General features: G+C 68.0%; 14 protein-coding genes. 4 read left to right on the top strand and 10 right to left on the bottom strand.

Annotated features, from left to right (window positions below):
• Window positions 1-3: 3 nt before the first annotated feature.
• The 4 genes from FB473_RS01460 to FB473_RS01445 are packed head-to-tail and all read right to left on the bottom strand — an operon-like array spanning window position 4 to window position 3,224.
• Window positions 4-1,095: a radical SAM protein gene (locus FB473_RS01460; RefSeq protein WP_167164171.1), complete on the bottom strand. Its 1,092-nt coding sequence runs from the start codon at window positions 1,093-1,095 to the stop codon at window positions 4-6.
• A 1-nt stretch (window position 1,096) separates the two neighbouring features.
• Complete coding sequence (gene hypB, locus FB473_RS01455; RefSeq protein WP_167164169.1) at window positions 1,097-1,771, bottom strand: hydrogenase nickel incorporation protein HypB; 675 nt, start codon at window positions 1,769-1,771, stop codon at window positions 1,097-1,099.
• A 59-nt stretch (window positions 1,772-1,830) separates the two neighbouring features.
• Window positions 1,831-2,862, bottom strand: a complete 1,032-nt coding sequence (locus tag FB473_RS18350; protein WP_167164167.1) for a 4Fe-4S binding protein — start codon at window positions 2,860-2,862, stop codon at window positions 1,831-1,833.
• Window positions 2,863-2,873: 11 nt separating this feature from the next.
• Window positions 2,874-3,224 carry a hydrogenase maturation nickel metallochaperone HypA gene (locus tag FB473_RS01445; RefSeq protein ID WP_167164165.1) on the bottom strand — a complete coding sequence of 117 codons (351 nt, stop codon included), beginning with the start codon at window positions 3,222-3,224 and terminating at the stop codon, window positions 2,874-2,876.
• A gap of 200 nt (window positions 3,225-3,424) precedes the next feature.
• Here FB473_RS01445 and FB473_RS01440 point away from each other — a divergent pair, with 200 nt between their 5' ends.
• The 3 genes from FB473_RS01440 to FB473_RS17775 all read left to right on the top strand — a co-directional run bounded on the left by FB473_RS01440 (window position 3,425) and on the right by FB473_RS17775 (window position 5,884).
• A complete protein-coding gene (locus tag FB473_RS01440) occupies window positions 3,425-4,567 on the top strand; it encodes an FAD-binding protein (protein ID WP_167164163.1) in 1,143 nt (380 codons plus the stop codon).
• A 10-nt stretch (window positions 4,568-4,577) separates the two neighbouring features.
• The gene (locus FB473_RS01435; RefSeq protein ID WP_167164161.1) at window positions 4,578-5,375 is read left to right on the top strand and encodes an SRPBCC family protein; all 798 of its coding nucleotides are present in this window, start codon (window positions 4,578-4,580) and stop codon (window positions 5,373-5,375) included.
• Window positions 5,376-5,437: 62 nt separating this feature from the next.
• Window positions 5,438-5,884 carry a helix-turn-helix domain-containing protein gene (locus FB473_RS17775; protein ID WP_167164160.1) on the top strand — a complete coding sequence of 149 codons (447 nt, stop codon included), beginning with the start codon at window positions 5,438-5,440 and terminating at the stop codon, window positions 5,882-5,884.
• A gap of 13 nt (window positions 5,885-5,897) precedes the next feature.
• Here FB473_RS17775 and purB read toward each other — a convergent pair whose 3' ends face one another.
• The 5 genes from purB to FB473_RS01405 form a co-directional block, all read right to left on the bottom strand.
• Entirely contained in the window at window positions 5,898-7,331 is a 1,434-nt protein-coding gene (purB, locus tag FB473_RS01425; protein ID WP_167164151.1) for an adenylosuccinate lyase, read from the bottom strand.
• An 11-nt stretch (window positions 7,332-7,342) separates the two neighbouring features.
• Entirely contained in the window at window positions 7,343-8,599 is a 1,257-nt protein-coding gene (gene purD / locus FB473_RS01420) for a phosphoribosylamine--glycine ligase (RefSeq protein ID WP_341769999.1), read from the bottom strand.
• Between the two features lie 10 nt (window positions 8,600-8,609).
• On the bottom strand, window positions 8,610-9,038 hold the full coding sequence (hepT, locus tag FB473_RS01415) for a type VII toxin-antitoxin system HepT family RNase toxin (protein WP_167164149.1): 429 nt from the start codon (window positions 9,036-9,038) through the stop codon (window positions 8,610-8,612).
• A 77-nt stretch (window positions 9,039-9,115) separates the two neighbouring features.
• Window positions 9,116-9,442, bottom strand: coding sequence for a nucleotidyltransferase family protein (locus FB473_RS01410; protein ID WP_167164147.1), 327 nt, complete (start codon window positions 9,440-9,442; stop codon window positions 9,116-9,118).
• Between the two features lie 54 nt (window positions 9,443-9,496).
• Window positions 9,497-10,780, bottom strand: coding sequence for an adenylosuccinate synthase (locus tag FB473_RS01405; RefSeq protein ID WP_167164145.1), 1,284 nt, complete (start codon window positions 10,778-10,780; stop codon window positions 9,497-9,499).
• A gap of 426 nt (window positions 10,781-11,206) precedes the next feature.
• Between FB473_RS01405 and FB473_RS01400 the strand changes: the two genes are divergently transcribed.
• On the top strand, window positions 11,207-11,932 hold the full coding sequence (locus FB473_RS01400; RefSeq protein ID WP_167164143.1) for a DsbA family oxidoreductase: 726 nt from the start codon (window positions 11,207-11,209) through the stop codon (window positions 11,930-11,932).
• 159 nt (window positions 11,933-12,091) lie between these two features.
• On the opposite strand, the gene FB473_RS01395 is transcribed toward FB473_RS01400, so the two are convergent.
• Window positions 12,092-12,778, bottom strand: a complete 687-nt coding sequence (locus tag FB473_RS01395) for a queuosine precursor transporter (protein ID WP_341769998.1) — start codon at window positions 12,776-12,778, stop codon at window positions 12,092-12,094.
• Window position 12,779 lies beyond the last annotated feature (1 nt).

The raw sequence follows: 12,779 nt of genomic DNA, 5'->3' as shown, positions 1-12,779 counted from the left end.
GGCTCATCCCTCCAGGGCGTTCACGAGATGCCGCTGCATGCGGCAGTGCCACGGGTCACGGGCCGCCGGCGATCCCCCCGCAGCCGTGCTGGCGTACATGGACGCGTTGCCGCAGAGCCCCAGGGCTGAGCACTCACGGCATTCCGCGTTGCGAGCGGGCGATCGGTCCCGCCACCGCTGGAAGGGCCCGGATGCCAGGTCGAGCGAGCCGAGCGCGACGGCACCGACACCCGCACTGAGCAGTTCGAGACTGGGCCCGGCGTTGCCGTGCACGTCCACCGCCATGGATCCGCCCCACGCGCCGTCGTCGGAATGCAGCATCGGCACGCCATCGGTCATCGCGTCGACCACGTCCGCGACGGGCGCGACACGAGTGCCCGTCGTCCGGGCCCGGTCGTGCAGCGCCACGATCAGTTCCGCCCATTCCTCCGGCCCCGGCCGCGGGACCGACCCGCCCAGCGTGGGAGGCGCCGCCGGCACCACCGACAGCGTCGCCGGGCCGAGGGCGTCGCACACCCACTCGATCCCCTGGGAAAGGCTCGCGCAGTCGCCGTCTGCGACGACCATCGAGACATCCGGCACGATGCCCTCGTCCACCAGCGAGGACGCTCCCCGGAAGGCTCGTCGCCATGATCCGATGCCGACGCTGTTGCGGCGATGCGCGTCGTGGACCTCCTGGGTGCCGTCCAACCCGACCGTCACCCGGACGCGGTTCTCGGCGAGCCATGCCGCCCGGTCGGGACGCAGAAGTGTGCCGTTGGTCAGCACACTCGCCCCCACGAGCCGAGGGCCGAGCGCTCCGGCGAAGATCTCCACGGCGCGCACGACGGAGGGCCAGCAGCTGAGGGGCTCACCCCCGGTGAGCACCACCTCGACCCCCTCGGGGGAACTGAGCGTCGAGACCGTGGCCGCGATGGCCTCAAGGAGTTCCTCGGCCATCGGTCGCGTAGTCGGCTGCTGGAGGTTCCGCGTGACGAAGCAGTAGTCACACTGCAGATTGCAGATCTGGGTCAACTCGATCTCAAGGCGGCGGAGCCCGGAGAGGGCACGCTCCCTGTCGGCCAGTTGATCCTGATCGACAACCGGGCGCCGCATGTCACAGGCCGGTCTTCGAGCCGATGAGGCGGTCGACCCAGTTCACCCAGTCGGCCATGCCCTCCCCGGTTCGTACCGAGACGGGGAACACCGCGATCCGCGGATTCAGCGCCCGCACGCGCTCGGTGAGCCGCGCGACGTCGAAGTCCGAGCCGGGGCCGTCGAGATAGTCGGTCTTCGTGACGACCAGGGCATCGCTCACGCTGAACATCAGCGGGTACTTGAGCACCTTGTCGTCCCCCTCGGGCACCGACAGCAGCATGACCCGCGCGTCGGCGCCGATGTCGAACTCCGCCGGGCAGACCAGGTTGCCGACGTTCTCGACGAACACGGCGTCCATGCCTCCCATGTCGAGTCGCGCGAGGGCCGGTTCGACCATGGGGGCGTCCAGATGGCAGGCGCCGCCGGTGCGTATCTGGACGACGGGCACGGCCCGCGACGCGAAGATCTCCGAGTCGACGAGGGAGTCGATGTCTCCCTCGATCACCCCGGCCCGCACTCCGGCAAGGCGATCCAATGTGGCCAGGATCAGGCTCGTCTTCCCGGCCCCGGGCGAGGCCATCACGTTGATCAGGCATGTCCGGGCCGCGTCGGCAGCGGCACGGACTCTGGCGGCCGCCTCGTCGTTGTCGGCGAGGATGTTCTCCTTGATGTCGATCAGGGTGATCTCACTCACAATCCGCTTCCCTTCGGTTCACGCGCGGCGGGTGGCCTCATGGCCGGGCCGGCAGGGGGTCAGTATCCGGCCTTCAGATCGAAGCCGTCCTCGGCGAGGAAGTAGTCGTGGATGGAGTCGCGCATGGGCATCGTCTGGCGGATCCTGATGCAGTCGGACGCCGGGCAGGCCGCCACGCAGTAGCCGCAGCCCATGCAGTGCTCCTGGTCGATGCTGGCAACGCCGTCCTCGTCGAAGCCGATGCACTCCTGGGGACAGGCGGGTGCGCAGGAACCGCACGCGATGCAGGCGTCCTGGTCGATGGTCGCGGTCCAGCCGCTCGGAGTCCACCGGTCCTTGATGTCGCGGGTCCCCTCGCGGCAGAACTTCATCGCCACGCAGCAGCAGGGGCAACAGAAGCACACCTCGAGGAACTGTTCCATGTCCTGGTTCTTGAGACCCCAGACATACTGTTCCAACTCGACGTGCACCGCCTCGGCGTTCAGGCCGAGGCCCTTGGCGCGTGCCACGCGTTCCAGCGCCTGCTCCGGTGTGAGCCGCTCGGCGATCCCGTTCTTGACGACGACCTCGCCGCTCCGGCCGAAGAACATGCAGGCCATGTCGTGCGGGAAGTCGCTGCACCCGAAGGTCTCCCGGCAGATGCACCGGTTCAGGCCCCCGATGTAGGTGGACGAGCGGATCGCCTGTTCGAGTAGGTCCCAGGGCACACGTTCGCTCCCCGAGTGGTCGGACAGATCGACGTCGAGCGGCAGCCAGACACCTTTGGTGTATCCGGACGGCTCGTCGACCGGGCCCACCATCATGACCCGGCGGAACAGGTTCCGGCCGATCCCCGGACGCCTCAGGAATCTCTTCATGCACCTGACCAGGAGCCGGAACGCCGCGGTGAAGAGCCCGTAGTTCACCGGCTTTGCGCCCACGCAGGACACGAGGAGATCCTTGACTCCCAGGCCACGCGGGCGGTTCCGCCGGACAGGCTTGTCGGGCTGCTCCTTGCGGTTCAGCCGCTCCTCGTCGAGGAAGAGCACGTTCCCGTTCCGGTCGACGTTCATGCGTCCCATCGGGGATTCGATGATCTCAGGGTTGTCCACGACCGCTCCGATCAGAAAGCCTGCATACCGGTGACCATCAGTTCCTTGCCCGCGAGCAGTTCGTAGTCGCGCGCGTGGCAGCGAGGGCATCGGGGGACGCGATCCCGGCGCACGTCGATGGCGAAGTCCGCCTCGCACAACCTGCAACGAAACCGCGGCGGCACCGGCACCATCGTGATGCGGGCACCTTCCGCTGCGGTTCCCCGGGCCGCGGCGCTGAAATAGCGCTGGATCCACTCCTGCTCGAAACCGTGCATCTCCCCCACCGTCAGCGTGATCCCGACCACCGAGGTCAGGCCGCGTTCGTTCGCCTCGGCGAGCACCACCTTCAGCACCGCCCGAGTCACCCCGAGTTCATGCATGGCCCGGCACCACGACGAGTATGTCGTGCATCATCGCACTCCCAACTGCTCTCACTTGCGAATATAGCCATTCCGCTATGACTCGTCAATCCGGTTACCGCGTCTCCGAACGCGTGGCCCGGAAACCTTGGGGGGTGCCGCGACGGGCCCTGGCAACGCTTGCTATGGTGCCCATACCAGAACTGCTATAGGAGGTCACCATGATCCACGACGCCGTCGTCGTTGGTGCTGGTAGTGCCGGTCTGAGTTGTGCGCACACCCTGCAGGACGGGGGCGCGGACTTCGTCCTCGTCTCCGACACGCTGGGCGGGCGCATCTGCTATTCGGCCGACGAGGGGGTGAACTTCGGCGCCTACTTCGTGATGGCCAATTACCACAACGCCGAGAAGCTGATCACCCGGCGCACTCGCATCGATCCGCTCTCGTGCCGTTTCCACGACGGGCGGGGCAAGTCGTTCCCGACGCTGAGCCTCAACACCCTGCGACGGGCGCCCGGGTTCGCCGTCTTCGGTGCGGTGATGGCGAACTTCATTCGCCACTACGAGCGGTTCAAGAAGGACTGCGAGTACATGTCGCAGCGCGAGGCGATGGAACGCGACCCCTACATCGCGCGTCTGTTCCACCAGCCGGCGGAACGGCTGATCGCCCACTATCGGCTCGGGAAGGTGGCCGAGGACTACGTCTCGAAGTTCTCCTACGCCTGCACCGGGGTCGACATGGGGACGATCACCGCGCTCGACTTCCTCAACGTCTGCCAGGGGCTGGTGCTGCCGATCCACCGGTTCTCCTTCGACGAGAAGGCCGAGCTGGGGCGCCTCGGCGACCATTTCGTCCGCGGCGTCGTCACGGGCCATTCCGTGACCGACGACGGCCTCCACACCGTGGAGCTTGCGGACGGCAGCACCGTGCAGGCCGCCAACGTCGTCTTCGCCACCCCGCCGGTGGTCACCGCCGAGTTCCTCGGCCTGGGTGAGGTCCGGCAGACCTGCCAGCTGTACGTCGTGCATGCGTGGGGCCGGTTGCGCCCGGTGTTCGCCGACCAGGAGATGAACCTGTTCCCGTTCACCTCGCCCGTCATCTTCACGGCCCGCCAGGACGACGGCTCCTTCCTGATCTACAGCCGACTGCCGGAGATCGACCTCAGCGAGTACTTCATCGAGCACGAGGTGATCAGCCGCAAGGGCTGGACGAAGGCCATGTATGTGCAAGGACGCGCGTACATCGAGCAGCAGTACGGCGACAGCACCTACGTCGCCGGCGACCACAACGGGCTCGGCCTGGAGCCCACCGCCATCACGGGTGTGTACGCCGCCCACCAGGTCCTCAACAAGCTCGCCCGGTAGGAGGCCGACCGTGTTCCATCCGACAAGACCCCGCCCCGCCCAACTGGCCAAGCTCGCCGCGTTGTGCGCGGTGGGCGTCCCGACCGCGATCTTCAGCTACTTCTGGGTGCACGGCCGCAAGGCCTGGAGCCCGAAGGACAAGCTCACCGAGCCCCTGCCGGGCGACGACCTGTTGTTCAAGGACGACCCCTTCCTGCGCCTTCAGGAGGAGATCGAGATCGACGCGCCGCGAGAGGTCGTCTGGGAGGTGCTGTCGCAACTCGGCACCCGCAAGGGCGGCTGGTACGCGTTGGCCTGGCTGGAGCGGCTGTTCACCTTCCACATCTACAACACCTTCGACTACGTCGAGGACTGGCAGGACGTGGAGGTGGGCGACTTCCTCTTCTACCACCAGGCCGGTGTCGGCTCCCAGATCATGGACGTCAAGCCGGGCGAGTACTTCACGTCGTTGTCCGACACCCGCCGGCCGCCCACGGCCCAGGGCGGCATGGCGCTGCTACCGCCGTTCGGCCTGAAGCAGTTCGCCTGGACGTGGAACTTCGTCCTCCAGGAACTGCCGAACGGCCGAACCCGCTTCGTGAACCGCTGCGACACCACCATGCGGCCCTTCAACAAGCTGATTCCCAAGGCACTCGTGGTGATCATCCTCGGAAGCCCGTCGGTGTTCATGGTCCGCAAGATGCTGGAGAAGGTCAAGCAGCTCGCCGAGGGACGCCAGCCCGCGTCGCTGGTCGACTCGGTCGTCCGCCGGATGGGGGTCTGGTCGGACGACGCGAGGCCGCGGCCGCTCGGCGCGCGGCATGCCTGACGGCACCAACGGAGCGTGACCAGACCGGTGCCGCACGGCCCGGGGCTGGATAGAGTCGCCCCGTGACCTCATCCGACCTCAGACCCGCAGGGCAACTACCGGTTCGCGCGGGGACGAGCAAACCGATGGCCCCTCGCGCGACGAGCACACCCACTCGCGCGAGGGGCCTGGTCGACAGGGCCTGCGAGCTCCAGGCGGCGCTGGGCTACCCGGTCCGGATGAAGATGATCAAGGTGCTGGGCTCCCACGGGCAGGCCCCCCTGTCGGTGACCGAGGTCGCCCAGACGCTGCGCATCAGCCAGCCGACCACCACCAAGCACCTGGGCATCCTCTACCGCGCGGGTTGGGTGAATCGCGAGCAGGTGGGCCCGCGAGTGCATTACACGCTCAACCTCGACACCGTCGACGAATACCGCCGACTGCTCGACCTGGCATTCGCGCACGCGCTCACGCCCTGCGTGAACTCGTTCGACTGCTCCACCTGCCCCTTCGAGGAGACCTGCGTCTAGCAGTGCGTCTCCCTTACAGCACCTGCCCCGGACGATAGGCCGCTGCCTGAGGGTCGGCGTCCACCAGCGGCTGGACGCGAGCGACCACACGCTCGACCTGCCGCGCGGCGGCTCCCGTGAGCTCGATGGGCGCGGACGCCAGCGCGTCCAGTTCGTCGCGGCCGAGCCCCAGCCTGGGGTCCGCGGCCAGCCGATCGAACAGGTCGTTGACGCGAGCCCCGCTCTCGCGCATGCCGAGCGCCACCGCCACGGCGTTCTGCTTGATCGCCTCGTGTGCGTCCTCGCGGCCCACACCCCTGCGCACGGCCGCCATCAGCACCTTGGTCGTGGTGAGGAACGGCAGGTAGCGGTCGAGTTCGGCGGCGATGACGGCCGGGAACGCCCCGAAGTCGGCCAGGACGGTGAGGAAGGTCTCGAACAGCCCGTCGAGGGCGAACGCGGCGTCCGGCAGGGCCACCCGGCGGACGACCGAGCAGCTGACGTCCCCCTCGTTCCACTGGTCGCCCGCGAGTTCGCCGACCATCGACACGTAGCCGCGCAGCACCACCGACAGCCCGTTGACGCGCTCACAGCTACGGGTGTTCATCTTGTGCGGCATCGCCGAGCTGCCCACCTGACCGGGTTTGAACCCCTCGGTCACCAGTTCGTTGCCGGCCATGAGCCGGATGCTCGTCGCCAGGTTGGACGGCGCCGCCGCGGTCTGGGCGAACGCCGTGACCACGTCGAAGTCGAGGGAGCGCGGGTATACCTGACCCGTCGAGTCGAGCACGTGCTCGAAGCCCAGGCCGGACGCGATGCGGCGCTCGAGTTCGTCGAGCTTCGCGAGGTCGCCGCCGAGCAGGTCGAGCATGTCCTGGCTGGTTCCCATCGGCCCCTTGATGCCGCGGGCGGGGTACCGCCCGATCAGGTCGTCGAGCCGGGCGTGGGCGACCAGCAGCTCGTCGGCCACCGTGGCGAACCGCTTCCCGAGCGTGGTGACCTGAGCAGCGACGTTGTGGCTGCGTCCGACGATCGGCTGGTCGGCATAGCGGACGGCGAGTTCGGCCAGACGGGCCAGCGTCGTGACCACCCGTGAGCGGACGAGCCGCAGCGAGTCCAGCACCTGCAGCTGCTCGACGTTCTCGGTGAGGTCACGGCTGGTCATGCCCTTGTGCACGTGCTCGTAGCCGGCCAGCGCGTTGAACTCCTCGATGCGCGCCTTCACGTCGTGCCGGGTGACCCGCTCACGGGCGGCGATGGAATCGAGGTCGATCCGGTCGAGCACCCCGCGATAAGCAGCGATGACGGCGTCGGGGTCGTCCCCACCGAACTCGACGCCGAGGTCGCGCTGGGCCTCCAGCACCGCGATCCACAGCCGCCGCTCGGCGCGGATCTTGTTCTCGGGGCTCCAGATGGCGCGCATCTGCTCGGACGCGTAGCGCGTGGCAAGGACGTTCGGAACGCTCATACGTGACTCCTTCAGATGCGGGCGGCGATGTCGGTGCGGAAGAACCCGTCCGGGAAGTCGACGGCCGCGACATGTTCATAGGCCAGCCGACGTGCCGACGGCACGTCGACACCCTGAGCGACGACGACCAGTACGCGTCCCCCGCCGGCCGTCAAACCCCCGTCGGGGCCGAGCGCGGTGCCCGCGTGGATCGTGTGCACCACCGCGGTATCGGCGGGAAGTGTGATGCGTCCTCCCTTGCGGGGCGCGACTGGGTAGCCTTTCGAGGCCAGGACGACGCACACGGCCGCCCGGTTCCCGAAGCCCAGTGGTTCGCGATCGCCGAGCGTACCCGTGGCGGCCGCCAGGAGCACCGGTGTGAGCGGCTCGTCCAGCAGCGGCAGCACGACCTCGGTCTCCGGGTCACCGAAGCGCGCGTTGAACTCGACGACGCGCGGCCCCTTCGTGGTGAGGGCGAGCCCCACGTACAGCAGCCCCTGGAAGGGCATGCCGATCTCGCGCATGTGGGCCAGCGTCGGGTCGACCACGCGGTCCATGACCGCCTCGACGGTGCCCTCCGGCAGCCACGGCAGCGGGCTGTAGGCGCCCATGCCGCCGGTGTTCGGGCCGGTGTCGGCGTCCCCGACCCGCTTGAAGTCCTGGGCGGGCTGCAGCGCCACGGCGTGCGTCCCGTCGGTGATGACGAAAAGACTGAGTTCGGGCCCGTCGAGATACTCCTCCACGACCACCTGCTCGGCCAGCACCCCGTGATCGAGCGCGGCCTGACGATCGGTGGTGACCAGGACGCCCTTGCCCGCGGCGAGCCCGTCGTGCTTGACCACGTAGGGGGCACCGAACTCGTCCAGGGCCTCGGCGATCTCGGCCGGAGTGGTACACGTGCGCGAAGCCGCGGTGGGAACTCCCGCGTCGTGCATGACCTTCTTGGCGAACGACTTCGAGCCCTCCAGTTGGGCGGCCGCCGCACTCGGGCCGAAGCAGGCGATGCCCACGGCCCGCACCGCATCGGCGACACCAGCGACCAGGGGCGCCTCTGGGCCGATGACGACCAGGTCGGCGCCGATCTCGCGAGCCAGCGCGGCCACGGCGGCACCGTCCAGAATGTCGACGGGATGGTTCTGCGCGAACCGTGCGGTGCCCGGGTTGCCGGGAGCCACGTGGACGACGGTCCCGGGGTCACGGCTGATCGCCAGTGCCAGCGCGTGCTCCCGTCCACCACCGCCGACCACGAGCACCGTCAACGATGATTGTCCGACATTCGCAGCGCTCACCGGCGACAGTCTAGTCGGTCCCGCCTCTCAGCAGCGCTCCGGCGACCTGCCGGACGTACTGGTCGTACCCCTCTAGCGCCATCGGGATGGATGAAGCCAGCCTGGTGAGATCAATCTCGACGTACTCGTGGGTCAATACGTCGCGGAGCCCAACCGACGGTTTCAGCCGGTCGGCCAGTTCCTCGGTCAGGAATCCCTCCTCTGCCATCCGATCGAAGCCCTGCCGATAGTCCTCGGGAGGCAGCCCGGTCGCCGCGGCGACATGGGCGTTGATCTCGGCAGCCAGGTTGACGAGCTGGGTGAGGACACGCTCCACCTGCAACCGGACGCCCAGATCGGCAAGTTCCGCAGCCGACGAGACGCGCAGGCCTTCGAGATGCGCCAACAGCCGCCGCATCACAGCGAGGCGACGCGCAACGACGTCCGGGTCGATGCTCATGAGGCCAGGCTCCTCAGCAGGGCGTCCCTCAACGGCCGGGTCTCGATGTAGTGGTTGATGGCGAAGATCTGCCGCTCCTAGAACGCCGCGGGGGTTCTCATGTACAGCACGCGGCAGCGCGTGAGGGCACGATGCTGGGCCACCGGCCCGGCACGATCGAGGTCCATCACGTCCACGTGGTTTCCCGGGACGAGGGTCGCCAGCGCGTCCACAAAACCGAGCAGATCGGACACCGCCCCGTGCTCGAATGCCACCGCGAGATCGATGTCACCCGGGGTCTGTGAGTCGACGGCGCTGCCGAAGAGCACGAGCACATCCACGCGATGGCGGCGGCACAGGCGCGCAAGGGCTCCGGACGCGGCCGATCCGTCCAGCGCGTCCAACTGCTCGGCGACCGTGATCATGAGATCATCGTAGGCCCCGAGGGCGCGGGCACCCGCCGATGACGACGAGCGGCCTCAGACCAGGTCGTTGATCATGACGACCTGCTCGCGGCCCGGCCCCACGCCGATGCCGCTGATCCGGCAGCCGATGAGTTCCTCGAGCCGCTTCACGTAGGCCTGGCAGGTGGCGGGCAGGTCGGCGAACGAGCGGGCGCCCGAGATGTCCTCGTCCCACCCGGGCAACAGCTCGTAGACCGGCTTGGCGGCCTGCAGTTCGGGCTGGGTCATCGGGTAGATGTCGCTGTGCGTCCCGTTGATGTCGTAGCCGACGCAGACCGGAATCTGTTTCCAGCCGGTGAGTACATCGAGCTTGGTGAGGAAGATGTCGGTGCAGCCGTTGACCTTGGAGGCCACCTCGACGACCGGTGCGTCGAACCAGCCGCAGCGGCGGGGACGACCCGTCGTCGCCCCGAACTCGCCGCCGTCGGCGCGCAGCTTGTCGCCGTCGGCGTCCAGCAGCTCCGTGGGGAACGGCCCCTCACCCACCCGGGTGGTGTAGGCCTTGGCGATGCCGATGACCCGGTCGATCCGGGTCGGGCCGACGCCGGTGCCCGTGCAGGCGCCACCCGCGGTCGGGTTGGAGCTGGTGACGAACGGATACGTGCCGTGATCGACGTCCAGATGGTGTGCCTGGGCACCCTCGAACAGGACGACCTTTTCGTCGTCCAGGGCATCGTTGAGCAGGCGCGCGGCGTCGACGATGTAGGGGCGGACGCGGTCGGCGTGCTTGAGGAGCTGCTCGGTCACCAGATCGGCGTTGATCTCACGCCGGTTGAAGATCTTCACCAGCACCTGGTTCTTCTGCTCCAGCGATGCGGTCACCTTGTCGTGCAGAAGCTCGGCGTCGAGCAGATCGGCCATCCGCAGGCCGACGCGATTCACCTTGTCGGAATAGGTGGGACCGATGCCCCGGCCGGTCGTCCCGATGCGCTTCTTGCCCGCGAACCGCTCGGTCACCTTGTCGAGGGTCTGGTGGTAGGGAGCGATGATGTGGGCGTTCGCGCTGATCAGCGGGTGCTGCACATCGACACCGCGGCTGGTGAGCCCGTCGATCTCGTGCGCCAACACCTCGAGGTCGATGACCACGCCGTTACCGATCACCGTGGTCGCGTTCCGGTTCAGGATGCCCGCGGGGAGCAGGTGCATGATGAACTTCTCGCCGCCGACCACCACGGTGTGGCCCGCGTTGTTGCCCCCGGAGTACCGGACGACGTAGTCGACCTGCTCCCCGAGCGCGTCGACCGCCTTGCCCTTGCCCTCGTCCCCCCACTGGGATCCGATCACGACGATGCCTGGCATAGTGATGCCCTTCCTCGTGGGCCCCGGGTCAACCCGGCCCGGAACACAGCGAAGCCCCCATGCGACGGGTGAGAGAACAGTGCAACGGCTGTGACGAGCAGCACGATGCCTGCGGCAAGGGGGCCCTTGCCACCCCACCCTACCGGTCGCGGTGCTGCCCGGCCAAGCACGACCTCCGATGCCCACGGGCTGGGACGCCTCCTTCCCGCGCACCTGCTCCGCTCACGCGGCCCGCCTGACCCTCCGGTCGGTGCTCCCGGCGGCCTTCACGCGGCCCGCCTGATCTCACGCGGGTGCCGCGGCTTCCCGCGGGTGGTGTACGACCCGCGGGAAGTTCGGGCACCTGCGGGAATAACACGGCACCCGCGCGAACGAAGGTGGCTTCGCATCTATCGAGGTTTGCTCAAATTTGATAGAACTTTCTACATGCGCATCGAGGTCTGGTCGGACGTCATCTGCCCCTTCTGCTACATCGGCAAAGCCGAGCTCACGAAGGCTCTGGCTACCTTCGCTCACGCCGACGAGGTCGACGTGGTCTATCGCTCGTTCGAACTCGATCCCCAGGCCCCGCGTACCGGGCAGGACCCGGTCGCCTCGCTCGCCGACAAGTACGGCATGAGCCGCGAACAAGTGGCGGCCAACAACGACCAGGTGGCGGCTCGCGCCGGGAGCGTCGGCCTGGCCTTCGACTGGGCGGCCTCGAAGCCGACGAACACCTTCGACGCCCACCGGATCGTCAAGCTCGCCGAGACCGAAAACAAGTCCACCGAGGTTGTCGACGCCCTCATGAAGGCGTACTTCGCCGAGGGCGAGCTGGTCAGCGACCACGAGGTCCTCGTCCGCATCGCGACCGATGCCGGTCTGGACGAAGCCCGCGTCCGTCAGGTGCTGGACGGCATCGAGTTCGCCGAGGACGTCCACACCGACGAGCAGGAGGCTGCCGCGTACGGCGCCACCGCCGTCCCCTTCTTCCTCTTCGACGGTCAGTGGGCCGTCACCGGCGCGCAGCCCGCGGACATGCTGGGGCAGGCGCTCGACCAGGTGTGGAGCGAGACCCACAAGCCCCGCTTCATCACGCTGGGGGCCGAGTTCGACAACGCCGGGGGCGGCTGCGGATGCGGCGGTGGCAGTTGCGGGTGCGGGGCACACTGAGCCTGAACCCAACGGACGATCCCTGAGCTTGTCGAAGGGCGTTTCGACAAGCTCAACGATCATCCCCGCAGGCTTGGCGACCATCCCCGCAAGCTCAACGAGCATCCCCGCAGGCTTGGCGACCATCCCCGCAGGCTTGGCGAGTATCCGGGCGACGACTCAGTCGGCCGCCAACCCGTACGTGGGTTCGTGCCGCTTGACCCAGCCGATCACGCGTCCGGTCACGGGTATCAGCGCGTACTGGACGAGGACCTTCCAGACGAAGCCGAAGAACGTGTAGTTCGCCCACTGCCCGAGCCCGTCGATGCCGAGGGCCGGGGATGCGACCGTGCAGAAGATGACGGTGTCGACGGCCTCTCCCACCCCGCTGGACGAGAAGAGCCGCCGGTAGAGCCTCGACTCGAGGTGACGGCGCTTGCCCGTCCACATGATCAGCGAGTTGACACTCTGCCCGGTCGCGTACCCGAGCATGCTGGCGAGCACGACCAGCCAAACCGGGCCGAGGGCGACCTCGAGCGCCCCCTGCTTCGCGACGCCGTAGTCGTCGGTGAAGCCGGGCAGCACGATGATCAGCGCATACACGAGCACCGAGAGCCCGTTGGCGCAGAAGCCGGTGACGATCGCCCGGCGGGCGGCGAGAGGCCCGTAGATCTCGGTGATCATGTCGCCGAGGATGTAGGCGACCGGGAACATGAAGAACGCCGCGTCGGTGATGACCGGCCCGAACACTACCCCCTTGGAGCCGCCGATGCCCGACAGGACGACGACGAGCACCATCGCGGACAGCATGAGTGCGTAGTTGCCGGAGCCGATGCTCGCATGACGCGGTTGTTCGTCAACAGTCACG

Origin of the sequence: Brooklawnia cerclae (assembly GCF_011758645.1) — a bacterium.
In the GTDB taxonomy this organism is placed as follows: domain Bacteria; phylum Actinomycetota; class Actinomycetes; order Propionibacteriales; family Propionibacteriaceae; genus Brooklawnia; species Brooklawnia cerclae.
This window is presented reverse-complemented; position numbering and strand designations above follow the sequence as displayed.